This is a genomic window from Corynebacterium sp. A21, assembly GCF_052266655.1.
GTDB lineage: Bacteria > Actinomycetota > Actinomycetes > Mycobacteriales > Mycobacteriaceae > Corynebacterium.
Genome location: NZ_JBQPQY010000015.1, coordinates 22,480 through 40,257, shown reverse-complemented (window position 1 = coordinate 40,257; position 17,778 = coordinate 22,480). Strand labels below are relative to the sequence as shown.

Sequence of the window (17,778 nt, the reverse complement as noted above, 5' to 3'; positions counted from 1 at the left end):
TTTTGTCAAGAGGTTAGGCCCTGTAATTGCCAGGAGCGGGTTTGTGGTCGGGGTCTTCCGATGAGGCGGTAGGGCCTGTCTCCGCACACATGGTAGGGCCGACATCGTGACTGATGTCGGCCCCGGTTGCACTCGCGACGGGATTACCTAGCTGTCGTGATCTGACTCTTCACGATCAGCCTGCGCCAAGTGACGCCGCATGTCGTAATCACCGATCTGCACACGACGCCCGTTGTTGATGTGATCATCGATGATGGCTTGGACTTTGGCGATGTCCCGATTCGAGCAACCCAGGGCTGCTGCGATGTTCGAGTAGCTGCGGTTGTCCAGGCGTAGGGCCATGATCTCTTTGAATTGAGCCATGGGAGTTGTCTCCTTGGTGTGAAACCGTGTCGCAACCCTGCCGGGTTGCAGGGGCTGCCACCAAGAAGATTTCCCCAAAATCACTGTCCCTACCGGGTATATGGAAGGGGCCTACCAACTACGCGGACATCCCCGACCAACAACCCCGAAATGGCACTGTAATCGGATAGGCGATTCGGGGGTAGCTGTTTATTCTGAAGAAAAGCGCAGTTGAGTGACTAGTCAACCTTGATGCCGTTGACCAGCTGATCGTGAGGGGGTAAAGCAGCCACTCTGGATGGGACCTCCCTAAAGTGTTAGCCACAGGTCAACATCGCGTAGATGACATTGCACCGCCGCTTGGCCAGGCACATGATGGGTCAACTCCGCGGAAGTGGTTGCTCTTCCCTTTCAAATGATTTGGTCAGTAGGTCGCACATATGCCCAGTGCTACAACACCAATCGGGGCAAGGCTCATAGACCACTGCACGAGCCTATGCTTCTTCCAGGTGATTTTGCTCATTTCGACGAGCTGTTTCGATAACACGGAGATAAGGGCCGTACCTTGTAATCGCTCCTGCACTATTTCAGGTGTTAGATGCCGCAAATGGCCAAAATAAACGAAGTTATCGGCGGCCTCGGCCTCAAGATTCCCTGCGCGAAGGCGAGGGCGGACGACCCATGCTGCGCAGAGAACGCCAGCGACGAGCAAGAGGATGCCGAGCACGTACCAAACTACCGCCCAACCATGAAGATGGTGAAAGACTCGACCCTCACTGGATAAGGTGACAACCCCAGCTAGGAGCGCGCTCTCAATCGTCAACGCAAACGATGCTTTTGTGTCTACTTTTCCCGTCCAGTCAACTAAGACCGCGTGAATCTTCCAGGCAGTATCGACCGGGTCGGGAGTCATCAAATGCCCCACTGGATATTGGATCCATAGACAGTGTTCGGCTTACCACCGATTGTCACCGAAGCGGGCAACTTGGACCAGCAATCTAGAAGGACATCATTTGACTTGTAGTAGAGTAAGTCGTCAGTAAGGTCCGCGCGCACGCGTTCGGTAATGTGCGTTGAATAACCGGTTTTCAGGTCGCTGAGTTTAGCTGCAATGTTTGGTGCTCCACCGACTGAGATGAGGTCATTGTTATTGCGGGCACCGCCACGAACGATCAGAGACGTTCCTGTGTCGACACCGACACGGTGACTGATGTTGTAAAAATCTTCACCGTCGGTCCAGTTTGATTTGATCGCGGGGCGGATAATCTCAAGAACCGCCCAATTGATTGCAAAGGCAGCGCGGACTGCGTTCCAATTCTTGTCATCACCTATGTAAATGGCCATCACACGGTCACCGTCAAACGACCGTATTTCACCACCGAAGTTGCGTAGAATCCGTGTAGAGCTGTTGACAAAGGCTCGGATGATCTTTGCTGCAGCTTCTTTCTTAAGGCTCTGCGCGATTGAACTTGAGTCCGCCAAATCAGCGTAGACGTAAGTTGCTTCAACAAGGCGCCCGCCATTCTTCATCACGACGTCTTCGGTTTTAGGGATTACTGTCCCATCCGTGATATTCCAGGGTTCTTTCATGATGTCGTCCACGCTAGATTCAATAGACGGCAACAAGTTTGTCTCCTCGGGGTTAGAGCTGGATGGCTGCTAAATAACCTAGCAGGTCGCTGTTGCGATACGAGGTGCTCCTGCGAATGGTTCTGATAGTAAGATTAATGCGCCTTGCTGCTGGGACAGCTCCCCTATATCGTAATTGGCTGTTACACACCCAGCGAATTCTTGACTGTAGCGGGGACCTGACCCCTGTTTGGTGGACACCCTGACACCAGCATGATGCTGGGAAAGGTAATCTGCCACCATGTCAAGCAAGACCTACTCCGAGGACCACACCGCACCCATCGACTACCTTCGACCCGCACACCTCGCGATCGCCTCATGACGCAGAAGGATCAGGAGACGATGCCGGGCACTAGTCGGATGAGATGAATCGTTCCAGTATTCGCCCTGGCAAGATAGTGGTTATGTCCACGGTCAAAGATGTCATCGCCGCACTCCAGGAACTCCCCACCAACGCGGAGCGCGGTTACCGTTTCGAAGACCTCATGGTCCGCTACTTCCACCTCGACCCGGTCCTGAGCAACCGCTACGAACACGTCAGCCGGTGGAACGACTGGGAACACAACGGTGGGCGCCCCGACAACGGAGTGGACCTCGTCGCCCGTAACCGGGAGGACGGGACCTGGACAGCGATCCAGTGCAAATTCTACGAACCCACCACCCACCTGCAAAAATCCCATTTGGATAGCTTCTTCACCGAATCAGGGAAAACCTTCACCACCCCAGACGGCCCGCAGCGTTTCACCAACCGGATGATCATCTCCACCACCGACCGGTGGGGCAAAAACGCCGAAGCCGCCATCGAAGACCAAACCATCCCGGTCCAACGCATCGGCCTGGATGCGATCGCCGAATCCCCCATCAACTGGGATATCGCCTACCCCGGCTCTGAACTCGCCATTGACCTGGCACCCAAACCACGGTTTGAGCCCCGCCCCCATCAGGCCGAGGCGATTGCGAAAACCCTCGAGGGTTTTGCCACCCATGACCGGGGCAAACTGATCATGGCTTGTGGCACGGGAAAGACCTTTACCTCCCTCAAGCTCGCCGAACAGGTCGCCCAACACAACGGCGGCCGCGCGAAGATCTTGTTCGTGGTCCCCTCGATCTCTCTGCTGGGACAGACCCTGCGGGAATGGACCGCCAACTCCGCACTCGACCTGCGCTCTTTTGCGGTGTGCTCGGATAGGAAGGTCTCCAAGGCGGCTGAGGATATCAAGGCCTATGACCTGGAAATCCCGGTCACCACCGATGGCACGGAACTCGCCGCAGCGCTGGCCAGTGGTGGTCGACGTGCTGCTGGTCTGCAGGTGGTGTTTAGCACCTACCAGTCCCTTCCTGCCGTCCATGCCGCCCAACAAGCGGGGGCAGACCCGTTTGACCTGGTGATCTGCGATGAAGCCCACCGCACCACCGGAGTCACCCTGGCCGGGGAAGACCCCTCGCACTTCACCCGGATCCATGATGCGGACTATCTCCAGGCCACCAAGCGGTTGTATATGACCGCAACCCCGCGACTGTTTGATGAAGCCACCAAGGGCAAAGCCGAGGAACATTTTGCCGAGGTCGCCTCCATGGATGATGAGGCGATCTACGGCCCGGAATTCCACCGCCTGGGCTTTGGCGAAGCCGTGGAAAAAGGCCTGCTCACCGACTACAAGGTCCTGGTCCTGGCCGTCGATGAGGATGTCGCCGCGGAAACCGCGCAACGCGCAGCCACCAGTGTGGAGGGTGATCTCACCCTGGATGTGACCTCCAAGATCATCGGCTGCTGGAATGGGCTGGCCAAACGCTCCGGCAGGGATCAGGACACCTCCACGGGGTTCGAGACCGGTGCGGCCCCGATGCAGCGTGCGGTGGCCTTTGCCCAGGATATTAAAGCATCAACGCAGGTCGCCGAGGCCTTCCCCCGGGTCATTGAGCAGTACACCGAGACCTTGCGGGAGAAAAGCGTACTCAACCCCGAGATCAGTGGCCTGAACCTGGACCTGACCGTGGCGGCCCGGCATGTGGATGGCACGATGAATGCCCTGGAACGCGGCCAGAAACTCTCCTGGCTTAAATCCCCCCTCCCCGGCAACGAAGTCAGGATCCTGTCCAACGCCCGGTGCCTGTCGGAGGGGGTGGATGTGCCGGCCCTGGATGCGGTGCTTTTTCTCAATCCCCGTAACTCCATGGTCGATGTCGTCCAGTCCGTCGGCCGGGTGATGCGCAAAGCCGAGGGCAAGGATTATGGCTACATCATTTTGCCCGTGGGTGTTCCTGCCGGTGTTGTCCCGTCCCAGGCGTTGGCGGATAACCGTCGCTTCCGGGTGGTCTGGCAGGTGCTCAATGCCTTGCGGGCCCATGATGATCGGTTTAACGCGATGGTCAACTCCATCGCGGTCAATACCACCGGGCAAGGCGATATCCAGGGGTTGGAGGAGCTGGCGGCGAAGATCGAGGTGGACCATATCGCCGATCAGGGCACCGAGCCCACCAGTGAGGAAGAACGCCTGGACCAGTCGGCCCAGATGACTTTGTTTTCGCTTCAGGCCTGGCAGGAGGCGATGTACACCAAGATTGTGACCAAGGTCGGTGACCGGGGTTATTGGGAGGACTGGGCTGATGATGTCGCCGATATCGCCGCCGCCCAGACCGCGCGGATCAACGCCCTGCTCGTCGATGCCTCCCCGCAGGTACGCACAGAGTTCGAGGCGTTTGTGGAGGGTCTGCGCGGCAACCTCAATGAGTCGATCACGGCGGAGGATGCGGTGAATATGCTCTCCCAGCATCTGATTACCGCCCCGGTGTTTGATGCGCTGTTTGCTGAGCATGATTTCGCCTCGCATAACCCGGTCTCGAAGGTCATGCAGCGCATGGTCACAGCCCTTGATGACTCCAAGCTGGATGCCGAGACTGAGAAGCTTGATTCCTTCTATGCCTCGGTGAGGGTGCGTGCCTCGGAGGTGACCTCCGCGGCGGGGAAGCAGTCGGTGATCAAGGATCTCTATGAGCGGTTTTTCAAAAAGGCCTTCAAGAAGCAGTCCGAGGCCTTAGGCATTGTCTATACCCCGGTCGAGATCGTGGATTTCATCTTGCGTGCCGCTGATGATGTCTCAAAGGAGCACTTCGGCCGGGGGCTGAGCGATGAGGGTGTCCATGTCTTAGATCCCTTTACCGGGACGGGCACCTTCATGGTGCGTCTGCTGCAGTCCGGGCTGATTAAACCGGCGGATCTGGCCCGCAAGTATGCCGCTGAGTTGCATGCCACCGAGATCATGCTGCTGGCCTACTACGTGGCAGCGGTGAATATTGAGACGACGTATCACGCCTTGTTGGGGGAGAAAGCACTGCGCGAGGGTGTCGATGCCCCGGGGTATGAGCCGTTTGAGGGGATCGCTTTGGCTGATACCTTCCAGGTCCATGAAGACGATGACACGCTGGATGCGGAGGTATTCGCCCAGAACAATGCCCGGATCGAGCGGCAGAAACACTCCCCGATCCAGGTGATCGTGGGCAACCCACCGTATTCGGTGGGGCAGACCAGTGCGAATGATCTCAACGCCAACATCAAGTACCCGACCCTGGATGGGAAGATCGAGCAGACGTTTGTCGCACGATCCACCGGCACGAACAAGAACAGTCTCTATGACTCCTACCTGCGGGCCTTCCGCTGGGCCACGGACCGGATCGAGGACCAGGGTGTAGTCGCGTTCGTATCCAATGGTGGGTGGGTTGACGGTAATACCGCTGATGGGGTGCGGTTGAGCCTGGCTGCGGACTACTCCGATATCTACGTGTTCAACCTGCGGGGTAATCAGCGCACTGCGGGTGAACAGTCCCGGAGGGAGGGCGGCAAGGTCTTCGGCTCTGGTAGCCGTAATACGGTGGCGATCTTCATCGGGGTCAAGCGTCCCGGTGTGGAAGGGTGCCGGATCCATTACCGGGATATCGGCGACTACCTCACCACCGAGGAGAAACTGAAGATCGTCAATCGCTCCGAGATCGCCACGATGGAGTGGGCTGAGATCCAGCCCAATAGTCATGGTGATTGGGTCAGCCAGCGCTCGGATGACTTTTCCACCTGGCCGGTGCTGGGGGATAAAAAGAACACCGGTGTCACGCGGTTTTTTGAGTCCTATTCGCGTGGACTCGAAACCGGCAGAGATGCCTGGGTTTACAACTACTCTGCAAATAAACTGCGGAGCTCTGTGCAACATCTCATCAAGGGTTATAACTCAGCACGCTCTAGTTTCCATGATCATGGCGTGGAAAGATCTCCCTTCACGGAATCTGGCGTCAATGACTTCCTCACACAGAACCCAGATCACGCTGATGGGACAAAGGTAAAATGGTCACGATCGCTCAGAACAACGGCCGCTAAAAACATCCCGGTAGCTGAAAACCCACAGGGCTATGTCACAGCCTTATACCGTCCCTTTAGTAATCAGCATGGCTATTTCGACCGCTATCTCAACCACGAGCGGGGTCAACTTCCCTCCATGTTCCCGACCCCACACCACGATAATCTAGGTATTTACCAGGTAGGAGCAGGTTCTGCAGTCCCTTTTTCAATAGTCGCAACTAACCTGCTTCCTAATCTTCATGTCACTGGTGCAGGGTCGGGAGGGCAGTTCTTCTCTCGCTGGATCTGGGAACTGGTGGAGGCTCCGGAGGGGATGCTGGACTTCGCAGGGGCCCAGGCTGTCGCGGGTGAACCAGGGACCGAGGGTGAGGTTCTGGAGGGGCATCGCCGGGTGGATAACATCACCGATGAGATCCTGGTGCTCTACCGGGACGCTCTCGGTCAGGCTGTGTCCAAGGACGATATCTTCTACTTCGTCTACGGCCAGCTCCACGACCCCGGATACCGGGAGGCCTATGCAGCTGATTTGAAGAAGATGCTGCCCCATATCGAGACCCCGGCTGACCGGGCCCGCTTCGACCAACTCTCGACTGCCGGCCGGGAGCTGATGACGCTGCATATCGGCTACGAGAACGTGGAGCCGTGGCCGCTGGACATCCAGGTCAAGCAAACCGCTGACCAGGACGACCGGGAAACCTGGCGGGTCACCAAACTGAAATGGAAGAAGATCCGCGACCCGGAGACCACCAAGCTGGTCGATGATCGCACCACAATGATCTATAACCCAAAGGTCACGATCGCGGGCATCCCCTTGGAGGCCGAGGAATATATGCTCGGGTCGCGCTCGGCGCTGGCGTGGATCATCGACCGCTACCAGGTGAAAACAGATAAGGCCTCGGGCATTGTCAATGACCCCAATGACTGGGCAGACGAAGTCGGCAACCCGCGCCACATCGTGGAGCTGATCGGTAAAGTCACGCGCGTAGCAGTGGAGACCCAGCAGATCGTCAACAGCCTTGCGGACAAGGCATAGAAATGAGCGATTCCATGCCTGCTGACCAGCTATATGTCGATCCTGCTGATTCGGAGATCCCACCCTGGTCCCGGCTAACGGCACCAGTCCTGCAGACAATGACCGATGGTGAGGTGAGGCGCCGTCGAGACATCATCTCGACGGCCCGGAAGATCTCCGGGGTCTCGCAGGCGGGCATGACTGAAACCTTAAACTCAGGCGGGCTGCGTATCGACGATCGGTTGAGCTGGGCGGTACAGCACCTGTCAAAGGCTCAGTTAATTGAAGCTGTCTCGCGGGGACGCTACCGCATCACTGAGGCAGGTCAGGCCTGGCTGCAGGAACACCCTCAGGGCATGACCTACGGCGAGGCCAATACATTTTTTGGTCCGTATTGGGTGAAGCCATCGATCTCAACTGAATCGGCGGAGCCACGGAGCGAGGAAGTACCGAGTCTGCAGAATTCCGGGGAGGTGATGGACACCGCCGAAAACGCCAACCGCCAGCGGGTGGGCGTGGAGCTACTCGCAGCGCTTCGAGAGGCTGCTCCGGAGTTCTTCGAACAGGTGGTTGTGGATGTGTTGCTCGCGATGGGGTACGGCGGTGCGCACGGCAAAGGCGCTGCGATTGGGCGCAGCCATGACGGGGGAATTGATGGGGTCATCGACGAAGACGCACTGGGCCTGGACAAGATCTATATCCAGGCCAAACGCTACGCCGAGGGCAACAACGTTGGCCAGCCCGATATCCAGGCGTTTGTCGGGGCGCTGCACGGGCAGGCCGCCCAGAAGGGCGTGTTCTTCACGACCAGTGCCTTCACTACCTCCGCACACACCTATGCCGCTGCAATTCCGACCCATCTGGTCTTAATTGACGGGGAACGACTGGTGGATCTGATGATGCACTACCGGGTCGGGGTGCAGGTGCAGCGGACCTACGTCACCCTCGAGCTGGACCAGGACTACTTCGAGTAGCCAACCAAGCTGGCGGGGACAAAGCCTCCCCGCGGGCCGAGCGCGACGGCCTCATCACCGTCGACACAGAGCGGACACCCACCCGGTCCAGCATCGTGTTGTCCACGCAGCATCAGTAGCGCTAGTGGCACCAGGGCATCCGTCAGCACCTACACACCTTCATCTCGGGGTATGAGGTTGCGATCCCACCGACAAGCAGGATCGACCAACCGCAACACAAGCACCCACAAACCCCGCCCAATAACCAGGGGCCTATTGGGCGCTTCCCCCGTGCGACCTACCACAACGCCAGCTGATCCTCACCAACATTAAGCCGCTGCCCCGCCAGCCGGTAAGCATGATCACCCCCACCACCACGCACCGCGTCACGGACCAATACGGAGCGCTCCCACCGGTGGTGACTGCCGGTGACAGAAATATTTCCTTGATGGCGTCCAAGCTGGACAGCGTGGCGGATATTCTCGGATTGGGTGGCCGGCCACAGATGGGCTTCATCGACGCGGACACACAACGGCTCACAACACCCGTGCTCCCCGATGACCCCCTCCCCCAGTTCCCCACCCTGGTCAATCATCAAAGCAACCCGATGAGCGGAGACAGTACGCCTAACCCCACCGGTCTGCCAGGTAAACCGACCATAGCCATCCGGGTAAGAGATAGCCCCACACCAGATCCAACACCGCTCCCCTTCACCACGCACGACCTGCGCCCAGAAACGACGCACCGCACGTGGCGTAAGCGGAAGATGCCGGTCGGTGGCCACCGACCCCGATACCGCCCGAGGTGGGTGCGGCATATCCCACAGCGGGAGGGTGGAGGGAAGCAACAATCTCACCCCTCAACCCTACCCGGCCAAAGACCCCTGACCGGCCCCTGCGGTGGTCAAGGGGTTGGCTTGGTCTTCGCCTGTTCCGGACTCGGCGGGGTCGATGCCTTCCCACTAACCCGGCCACCATCCAAGCTCGCTCCCTCCCCACCATCTTCCCAAGTCGAAGAATAAGGACGCAGAATCCTCGCTGAGATCGCCCGGCAGCTGTTCTCTGACATACACCGCACTATGCGCACCGACTAGACAAGCAGCTCGAAGCCATCAAGCTGATGATCGAAAAAAGGAGACACTGGCCCAGCACCACGCGCAGATAGCCCTAATTCGAGGCTACGAGAAGTTGCACCTAACGCATGAATGCAGCTTCCGATAGCACCAATCCTGTTTAAGTATGTGTTAGAAAAGTTCCTTCAGGGAAGGACCAGAACCCATAAATGTAAATACAGCTTTACGGTAACCGTAAAGCTGTATTTGCATTTCTCATGGTGAGGGCCTATTTTCCGAGCTTTGAATTCACATATTTATACAGTTGATCTTCGATAATCTCCCGCATGGTGAGCCCCTCTTGAGCCGCAACCAGTTTGAGTGATTTATGGAGATCAATATCAATCTGGATCGTCAACTTTTTCAGCGTTTTTGCGGAATCATCATTTCGGAATGTTGACTCAACCCCAGTTTTTGTCACATCCGATTCACTCGCGACATTGCTGGCCTTCCTTTTCGGACCTACGTTGCCTGCCACTCGATCTCGAGTCGTACTCATTTAACAATCTCCACGATCTGCTGCGCCACGCTGTCATAACCGTGTGTGTCTGGGCCCGGAATATATCCGAAAGTCGAGTGGATATTCTCTCGCAATGGGATGGTCTTCTCAAAGACAGGTACACCATTATCCTTAAGCGCTTCCAGAACGACCTCCAAAGAACTGGTCCCAGAACGAGCAAAGGTAATCAGTGCAGCGTACTGCTTCTTCTCTAGTTCTGGCTGTATCTCCCAAACACGGGCAAGATCCGCATTGGTTGCCCGAGTGGGGACGACAACGAAGTCCGCTTCTTTGATTGCAACCTGAATGGCCTCTGGATCACCGGGCGGGGTGTCCACGATAAGCACCTCATCATTGCCGGCAAGCCTTGCAATGCGCTCTAGACGACGTGGGATCGTGTTCTCAACCGCAAACGGGAGCGGATCCCCAGAATCCTCAGCACGTTCAAACCAGTCAATCGCCGTACCCTGGCGGTCAAGGTCGATAACTTTGACCGACTTTCCCTGAGCGACAAAGGCGGCCGCAAGATACATTGAAGTGGTCGTCTTGCCGACCCCACCTTTTGCATTGACGATGCTGATGATCATTTTCTGACTCCTCAATTGGCTACATCCCAATAATACAGCTTTACAGCTTTATGGCAACTGTAAAGCTGTAAATACTGCAATATGGGATCAGCACCATCTCCGACGGACATCCCCCTATCGCCTCGGCGCTGACCAAGTGAAATAAGGGGCTCGTCATGCGAGAAAAACCATTCTTCCGAGAGTGAAAAATACGCATGGTTCGAACTCATCGCGGAGAGCAATCATTCACCACCTACACAAAGGGCAGTGCCAAAATGGGCGCCTAAGATGCGGCCGATCCCGCTGATGAAATTCCAAAGCCCCAATATTAAAGATCGACATCCACACATTAAACCCCGCCCAGCTATACAGCTTTACAGCGGCCGTAAAACTGTATAGCTGTATTTATGCAGACTAAGCGGTGCCCAATTTCCAGCAATCATGGACGACAGCTACAAGTAACCAGAACTTGAGGTTTCTACGTAGTTGGGCATCACCTCACATGTCGCTATCTCAGCGCTTTTTCACGTTTGAAGCGGAGGTGCGAAGGCGGCCAGACGGATTCCAACTCTCGCCCGTCGATGCTAGAAAAAGCTCCACACAGGCTGGCCCCTCCAGGATCGCCACCCCTAGAGAGAAGTGGAATCGCCAGCACACGACCAAGGGGTTCCGAGACCGGTTATACAGCTTCCCTTTTATACAGCTTTACGGCAACTGTAAAGCTGTATTTCTGTCGCTTCTGCCAACGATACATTTTCAAATGGATGGGAGCGCTAGGTAGTGACTGCTCGCCACTTTTTTACAGTTATACAGTTACCGTAAAGCTGTAAAGCTGTAAAGCTGGTATCTGTCGGTCCCTTGTATCTCAGGAAACCATTTCCGACAGCTAAACAACTCCGACAGATGAGTCTCAACATTTTTGAGGCTGGATTCTTGATGAATATGTCGATCTCAGCTTCAACTCGAGTTGTCACTGATCAGCCTTCTTTCTGTTCAGGATTCGGCGAATTTTCCTGAGGTGTTGCTTGTACTGCTGAGTGGTCGCGGGACTCTGATTTTCTGTTTCAGTCGATGACTCCAGACGACTAGAGCAGTCCTTCCATCGGTGCCGAATTCCAGACCAGTCCACCCCGAAGGCCCGGGCGGTTACGGACCACGCTGGCCACTCAGCAGCCTGACCCCAGCAAATGCCCTGTAGGACAGTGGTGAGCCACGCTGCAGAGTTTTTAGGCCGGGTTCGTAGACCCAGGGCAATGAATCCGGTGGAGCGGGCGGTGCCAGCGTGCGCCAGACCCTGCATGACGTGGCGAGTGTCAGCCCAGCTCGGGGTGAACTTTTCGATGAGCTGGGCGACTAGACCAAGCCGTAGCTGACCTCGTTTTTCGCCTACGAGATGGTTGTAGGGGCCACTTTCTGCACCGGAGCGGAGACCCTTCCGGGTCAGGTCGTCTGCGATTTTCCGTGCGCGAAGCGACGGAATTAAGGGTTTTGTCTTTTTCGAAGAATCAACTTGTTGTTCGCGCGCGTGCGCGCTTGCGTGAGCAACCCTCTTAATACATAAAGGAGAAGGAAAACCGGAACCACAGGTGTAGGTGGATTTTTTCAGGTTCGGGCGGTCCCGGTCGGCCAGCCGCACAGCCAATCCTTCAGCGTAGGCAGGCCCGTGTGATGCAAGTGGGGGAGTCGGTCGCAGGTGGGTAGGTAGAGTGAGATCGCATGTACTGGCACAACGGTTTTGGTTACCCCCATGGTAGTTTCGTGCGGCCAGCCGCTCGAGACTGGTCAGGTGCCCTCCTACGCGATGAGTAATGAGGAACCCGCCTCCTTCTAGAAGCCGGCGAATGGTACGGACGCGTTGTTTTGCAGTAGCTACAGATAGAGTGCAGCGGTACTCAGCGATGGCAAGCTGCGCAATCGTCTCGTGTGAGGCGGTGAGATTCTTTCCGAATGAATCAACTAGTGAAAGCATTGTCTGTAGAAGAGAGTGGAGATTTGCTGGGCTGATGGCGCATCCAGGACCGGAGAGGACCTGGAGGAGATATTTCTCTGTGTGTTCCAACCACGGGATTTTCCCGGTCCAAGTGCCTCGTTTCACCCCCTCAGGGACGGGTCTGGACCAGGAGTTTGTAGACGGTTGAGCCCTATTGAGGCGGGCAACGTAGGGTGCCACTTTTTCCCGATCGATGGATAGATTCTCGATCATCTGTGTTTCGTAGACGGTGAGAATGTCGCGTGCAACAAGAAAATCTTCACCGAGGTCGGGGATGGCTTTACGCCAAGATGCCAACTCACCTCGCGCGGTATCCGCAGATAGTGCACTCAGCGCTGCATTCCGCATCAGGTTTAAACCCAAGGCAATGGAGTTAGCCTCATTTTCGCTGACCTCGGGCGGAACATCTCCATATTCTTCTATAAACGGCGCTATAGCGGCTGCGGCAAGGCTTGCAGCGATCCTCCACCGAGGGATTCTCGGTCGCCGATCACGGCCTGTCTTCAGCCAATGTTGTTGTCTTTTCTCAAGTGATTCATGTGCACCGTGGAATTGGGATACTCGCCTCGATTTAACAGGAGTGCACGGTGCAGAAACTGTTGTTGTACGTATAACGGCATAACCGTTATACGTACCCTCGTTGCCCCCGACGGGGGCCTCAAAATATGAATAATCCCAGGTAGAAGGAACCGTTTCTGCGCGCATTGCGGGCGGCAGGAGGGTACGACTATCCTGGGAGACAGCGTGATGCAAGCTGTTCCCTTCTGTGGTGGGAGGGAACTTGAGAAAACAGCTCGATACTGTTTCTCCCCAAGACATAAAACCCCGGCCTGGTCGCCGGGGTTTTCTTGTCCCTCCATCACGAACAAGGTGGTTAGCCTCGTATCAACCGGATGGTTGGTCCGGCCAAGATGTGATGGGGTGGGTGAACCCTCCACTATTCAGATGTGATGCCGTCAACGACGGTGAGTGAATGTGTGAGTCTCTTTTAGCCTCCAAATGACAGGTTCGTAAGTTCCCACCCATTCTGGCACACGGGTGTTCACGCAAGCTCGCGCGCTGAGCCGATGCCGGGGGAGAGTCCACGGACAGTCCGCTCCCTGGGAGCGCTTTTATGAAATCTCGCAGGTCAGTTGGTTATGTAGTTTTTTGTCGGCACCCTCATTGAGGGGGATCGGGTTTGTCTTTGCCCAATTATTTTTGCTCCAGACAGAGGTAGGACATCGCACCGCTAACGATCAATTCAAATACGCCGACGGTCCCCCTCGCGGGCCAAAGGGTATGCGGCAAGCACCTGGTTCGCGCGATGATTGACCACCGGTCAGAGGTCTCAGCAGCAATCCTGATGGCTAAGTCGAAAACTATCTACGCATGCATCCAGGTGACCTAAGCCTCCAAGACAGTTCACCCTCCAGCGACACCAAAAGATGACCAGCACCTGCACAAAGGAAAGCGACAAAACCAAAATTTCAAGAGTACCCACCCTTTACCTATACAGGGGCACCGTATTATTGCTTATGGTGTGAGACCCCTAATCGGGAAGCATTCCAGCTGAGCGCAAAGCAGCTAGATGCCTGGCCACAGTTGCCCTGGAAAGCCCTGTTTCAGCCATAATTTCAGCCCAGGCGGGTACCCGATCATGCTGCGCGTAGTACTCACCGACGGCTGCCTGCACTCGAGCACGGCTGGTTTGCCCCTGAACTCTCTTTCTTTTCTGAGTCTTCCGCAACTCAGCTCGCCGACCACGCGCATAATCCCCCTCCGGGTCTTTCTCCCACCGTTCTGCGGCTTTCGTTCCTCCTCGTCGTCCTAGGGTTGCGAGGGCTTTCTTCTCGGAGGAGTTCATTTTTCCGCCCTCGGGGGTTTCCTTGGCCGCGGTGGGGGAGGGGCGTTTGTTGCCGGAGACATAGCCGCGCACACGCCGTGCCAGGGAGCGGAGATCCCGCATCGGTGGCTCCTCGCGGTTGCGCCCGTCCGCCCCCACGGTTTGGGCGACCTCGTAGGCCTGGCGGTAGGCATCGATGATCGCGTCATCGGTCATCTTCTTACCCGCCCGGTGAAGCTTTCCCGCGGTTTTCAGTGCGTGTTGGAAGGCGGTGACATCGCGCTGGGCGCGTCCGGGGGACTGCCAGATGATGCGGACCCCGTCGATGATGTTTTCATCCGAGGCGGCGAACAGCGCACCGAGTTCCTCATCCTCCAGGGCGGCGAGGATCTCCTGGGCTTGTGTGTCGCGCTGGGTTTTCAGTCGGGCGGCGGCGGTGTTGGCGCGGGCGGCGAGGATGAGTTCGCGGCCGCTGTGAAAGCGTGGGGTGTGTTGTCGGTCGAGGACGCTGTGGTCTTCCATGGTGGCTACCGTCTTTCCCTGGAGCATCCACAGTCCTGCGGAGAGCAGGCGCATGTGGAAGACCTCGTGGTGCTGGGCGTACCAGCGGTATGCCCCTAGATTATCCCCGTGGTAGATCGGATTGCGAGACCAGCCGTGGGCGAAGTTTTTATCGGCGGCGAAATAGCCCTGCAGCTCGGTGTGGACGGCCTCGAGGAGTTTCCAGGGTTTGGAGTCGGCTCCTTCGGTGCGGAAGGCGGGGTCGATGTACCAGAGCAGTTGGGATTTCCCGGATTCCGGGTTGATACCCACCCAGTTGGGGCCCAGGTTCAGGGCGACGAGTTTTTCTAGTTGCTCGCTGACTTCGAGGTCGAGGTCGGATAGGCGGCCGCCGGGGGAGCCGATGTGGTCGACGTCGATGACGATGACGGCGGCATAGGTGCGGTTGGTGAGGTGGATGTATTCCGCGAGGTGGGCGCGTTCTCTGGGCCAGACCAGGGGTGTGCGGTGGCCGGCTGCGTCGCGGGCGGCGGACCAGGCTTTGGGGATGGAGGCGCGGTCTTTGGCGCAGTGTAGGGCGTCTCGGCCGAGGTGGTCGAGCAGGATGGTGGCGTCGTGGTGGCACCAGCCGTGGTCGGAGAGTTCGTGGGTGGTGTGGTCGGCGATGTGGGTGGCAAACCAGGTTTCGAGCTCATCGCGGTAGGTGGTCTCGTGGGTGTAGCGGCGGGTATCTGACCACAGGGAGGGGGCGTGGTCGCCGGGTGTGACCGGGACATAGGTGGGCGGGGTGTCGTGATGACACTCCCGCTGCAGTGGTGTTGCCTGTGTGCGTTGGCTTGCTATGCTGTTGATACAGCTCACCTCGAGGTTGTAAAAAGATTCGAGTGAGAACAAGGAGATCTGCCAGGATCGGCCTTGTACCCAGAAGACTCCGGCGGCAACCGGGGTCTTCTTCTATTTTCTGAGCACCACTCTAGCTGGTGGGTGGCGGACGGTGCCCGATATTCTCGGCGTGTCGGAAATATGCCGTGAGCTGCCCATTCTCTTTGTTTATAATACCTATTTCCGTTGGTGGGCCGGGATTTTTAGGTGCTGTGAGTGATGATGGCATCCAAGATGTCACAGCCCAGTACAGCGGCTGCCAGGTAGACGAGGGTGTCCTCATTGGGGGAGTCGTCGAGGTGCTGTTGCAAACTCGCGTTTTCAACGAAAACAGCGGATCTGGCACCAGCGCTGCGCTGAATGCTAACAAATAGTTAGTTATATGGAATTCCTGTTTGAAACAGCACCAACGGGGGCCAGATCCTATCTCTGCATAGAAAGCAGAGACATCTGTTGAACTAGTGGGTTTTCTCTTGAGCTTGAGCATCAAATAAAGGCCCACCATTCTAGTTCACCATCCGAGAGCAGCGATCGCCGCGACACTTCCAAGCGCTAGTAGATCTACAAGCAGGGCCCACATAGCCCAGCTGGCAAATCGATACTTACGACTTGCTACAGAAGCATTAGCGTGCACCTGCTGTCCAATATGACGAACTAAATCATCTGGCGCAGTAGTTAGCGGCCCCAGGACACCGATATAGGAGGAAGCTTTCACATAATTATGGGCGATATCATGGAAGTAGAGCGGGTTGATCACTGTTTCTTCTTCGCGGTGCTTGCGGCCGAGGTGGATCACGGGGAGCAAACCGAGCATGGCGAAGGTGCCGGCTACCACCACCGCCACGCAACAGATCGCAGCTGCACTGTTTAATACACAGCTTCCATTCGCTTGTTCTTTGACCAAGTTAAACAGCACACCAGCGCTGACCCCTGTGAAGCCCAGGATGATGCCGAGTTTCGCCTCCGCGTGTCTCAGCCAGTCAGTAACCAGTGCGAGTGTTTTCCAGGCCTGCTCTAATTCTGGTTGCACAGTGGATGTCAGCTCGTGTTGAACTGGCTTATTGGCTCTTCGCCGTCCCCATATCATGAGGTAAGGCCTCGTTTTCGTGCCCTCCGAGACTGTCGCTCGTTATGGGCTTTTTCCCAGATGGCGGTGCGCATTTGGCTGAGTTGGACTTCTGCACGCAGTTCCCTCACATCTTCACGCCGTCGATCTCCGGCGAGAACCGCTGCACAATACTCTGCACCATGAGTGTCACACCAGCACGCGCTTAGTACTCGTCCCTGAGCCTCCGGATCGTTGTCAGGCAGTCTTTTGATCTCGGTATCCGCCCAGATGCCCAACCCTGGGCCTCCGCAGGGGCAGCTGACCGCCAAGTAATCGTTCTTTTCAACTTCATCCCACACGCTTCCCGTAACTATGAGCTCGTCACGGTCCGCTCCCTGGGCGGCCTTGGCGGCGTAATTAACTGCCTTGCCTGCCCATACAGGCTCCTGCTGAGCAGGATTTCGGGGTGTTCCGACCCGTTTAGCGAGTAGCCGGTTACTAGCGATCCCGACTTTGAGCCCGGTTTCGGGTAGGTTGTCGGGCCATTTCCTCTCAAGCCGTTCCACCATGCCCCGACTGAAAGTCTTGACGGTAATTCCCGCGCAAAGTGCCCGCTCGTAGCGGTGCTCGCCCCAGAATAGGGCGAATGCGCCGTCGCCCTGGATGGCGATGAAATCTGCCTTGAACTGATTGAAAATTTCCACTACACCACCGGTGGAAGCTTGGTAGATACTGGCGGTGGATGCTGCCCATTTGTTGGTGCCCAACTTGGTGGAGTTTTTTAGATCGGCCACTACCGCGACTACGTCGTCGAGTTTGTGCCATTTACGCGCAGTGATGGGCAATTCTTCGACTTTAAGGTCATCACCCTTGTCGACAACCTCTGGGGTCGACGAGAGCTCATCTTTTACAACGTTGTCGAGGTCAGCGAGGAGCTCTGACAAATCAACTGATGCCATCTCTACACGTCCTATCTTGAGCCATTGCATTGGAGAAAGAGGAAATACCGGGCTTGAGGAAGCAGGGAACGACGAAGAATCTTTAGTTCGGCCTTCCCCCTCCCCCACGAGGG

11 protein-coding genes are annotated in these 17,778 nt (G+C 56.7%); 2 read left to right on the top strand and 9 right to left on the bottom strand.

The window, feature by feature from the left end:
• Window positions 1-147 precede the first annotated feature (147 nt).
• The 3 genes from ACTU46_RS14620 to ACTU46_RS14610 form a co-directional block, all read right to left on the bottom strand.
• Complete coding sequence (locus ACTU46_RS14620) at window positions 148-363, bottom strand: hypothetical protein (RefSeq protein WP_443383142.1); 216 nt, start codon at window positions 361-363, stop codon at window positions 148-150.
• 403 nt (window positions 364-766) lie between these two features.
• Window positions 767-1,255, bottom strand: a complete 489-nt coding sequence (locus ACTU46_RS14615; RefSeq protein ID WP_443383139.1) for a Pycsar system effector family protein — start codon at window positions 1,253-1,255, stop codon at window positions 767-769.
• Entirely contained in the window at window positions 1,255-1,944 is a 690-nt protein-coding gene (locus ACTU46_RS14610; RefSeq protein WP_443383136.1) for an adenylate/guanylate cyclase domain-containing protein, read from the bottom strand. Before ACTU46_RS14610 ends, ACTU46_RS14615 begins: the two co-directional genes overlap by 1 nt.
• 431 nt (window positions 1,945-2,375) lie before the next feature.
• On the opposite strand from ACTU46_RS14610, the gene ACTU46_RS14605 reads away from it, so the two are divergent.
• Both ACTU46_RS14605 and ACTU46_RS14600 read left to right on the top strand, forming a co-directional pair.
• Window positions 2,376-7,352 (top strand): DEAD/DEAH box helicase, encoded by a 4,977-nt coding sequence (locus ACTU46_RS14605; RefSeq protein WP_443383133.1) that lies wholly within the window; start codon window positions 2,376-2,378, stop codon window positions 7,350-7,352.
• A 2-nt stretch (window positions 7,353-7,354) separates the two neighbouring features.
• Window positions 7,355-8,305, top strand: coding sequence for a restriction endonuclease (locus ACTU46_RS14600; RefSeq protein WP_443383130.1), 951 nt, complete (start codon window positions 7,355-7,357; stop codon window positions 8,303-8,305).
• A 277-nt stretch (window positions 8,306-8,582) separates the two neighbouring features.
• Here the strand turns inward: ACTU46_RS14600 and ACTU46_RS14595 are convergent, their stop codons facing one another.
• The 6 genes from ACTU46_RS14595 to ACTU46_RS14570 all read right to left on the bottom strand — a co-directional run bounded on the left by ACTU46_RS14595 (window position 8,583) and on the right by ACTU46_RS14570 (window position 17,665).
• Window positions 8,583-8,879 carry a hypothetical protein gene (locus ACTU46_RS14595; protein ID WP_443383128.1) on the bottom strand — a complete coding sequence of 99 codons (297 nt, stop codon included), beginning with the start codon at window positions 8,877-8,879 and terminating at the stop codon, window positions 8,583-8,585.
• Between the two features lie 745 nt (window positions 8,880-9,624).
• Window positions 9,625-9,894 (bottom strand): hypothetical protein, encoded by a 270-nt coding sequence (locus ACTU46_RS14590; protein ID WP_443383125.1) that lies wholly within the window; start codon window positions 9,892-9,894, stop codon window positions 9,625-9,627.
• Entirely contained in the window at window positions 9,891-10,481 is a 591-nt protein-coding gene (locus tag ACTU46_RS14585; protein ID WP_443383123.1) for an AAA family ATPase, read from the bottom strand. The genes ACTU46_RS14590 and ACTU46_RS14585 overlap by 4 nt, the downstream gene beginning before the upstream one ends.
• A gap of 3,500 nt (window positions 10,482-13,981) precedes the next feature.
• Window positions 13,982-15,637 (bottom strand): replication initiation protein, encoded by a 1,656-nt coding sequence (locus ACTU46_RS14580; protein ID WP_443383120.1) that lies wholly within the window; start codon window positions 15,635-15,637, stop codon window positions 13,982-13,984.
• A gap of 532 nt (window positions 15,638-16,169) precedes the next feature.
• Window positions 16,170-16,688, bottom strand: coding sequence for a Pycsar system effector family protein (locus ACTU46_RS14575; protein WP_443383117.1), 519 nt, complete (start codon window positions 16,686-16,688; stop codon window positions 16,170-16,172).
• A gap of 53 nt (window positions 16,689-16,741) precedes the next feature.
• On the bottom strand, window positions 16,742-17,665 hold the full coding sequence (locus ACTU46_RS14570; protein WP_443383114.1) for a hypothetical protein: 924 nt from the start codon (window positions 17,663-17,665) through the stop codon (window positions 16,742-16,744).
• Window positions 17,666-17,778 lie beyond the last annotated feature (113 nt).

What these genes read in the sequence shown, in the direction of transcription:
- ACTU46_RS14615 (WP_443383139.1), bottom strand. Translation starts at nt 1,255, where the DNA reads ATGACTCCCGACCCGGTCGATACTGCCTGGAAGATTCACGCGGTCTTA.
- ACTU46_RS14600 (WP_443383130.1), top strand. Translation starts at nt 7,355, where the DNA reads ATGAGCGATTCCATGCCTGCTGACCAGCTATATGTCGATCCTGCTGAT.
- ACTU46_RS14570 (WP_443383114.1), bottom strand. Translation starts at nt 17,665, where the DNA reads ATGGCATCAGTTGATTTGTCAGAGCTCCTCGCTGACCTCGACAACGTT.
- ACTU46_RS14620 (WP_443383142.1), bottom strand. Translation starts at nt 363, where the DNA reads ATGGCTCAATTCAAAGAGATCATGGCCCTACGCCTGGACAACCGCAGC.
- ACTU46_RS14605 (WP_443383133.1), top strand. Translation starts at nt 2,376, where the DNA reads ATGTCCACGGTCAAAGATGTCATCGCCGCACTCCAGGAACTCCCCACC.
- ACTU46_RS14585 (WP_443383123.1), bottom strand. Translation starts at nt 10,481, where the DNA reads ATGATCATCAGCATCGTCAATGCAAAAGGTGGGGTCGGCAAGACGACC.
- ACTU46_RS14595 (WP_443383128.1), bottom strand. Translation starts at nt 8,879, where the DNA reads ATGATTGACCAGGGTGGGGAACTGGGGGAGGGGGTCATCGGGGAGCAC.
- ACTU46_RS14590 (WP_443383125.1), bottom strand. Translation starts at nt 9,894, where the DNA reads ATGAGTACGACTCGAGATCGAGTGGCAGGCAACGTAGGTCCGAAAAGG.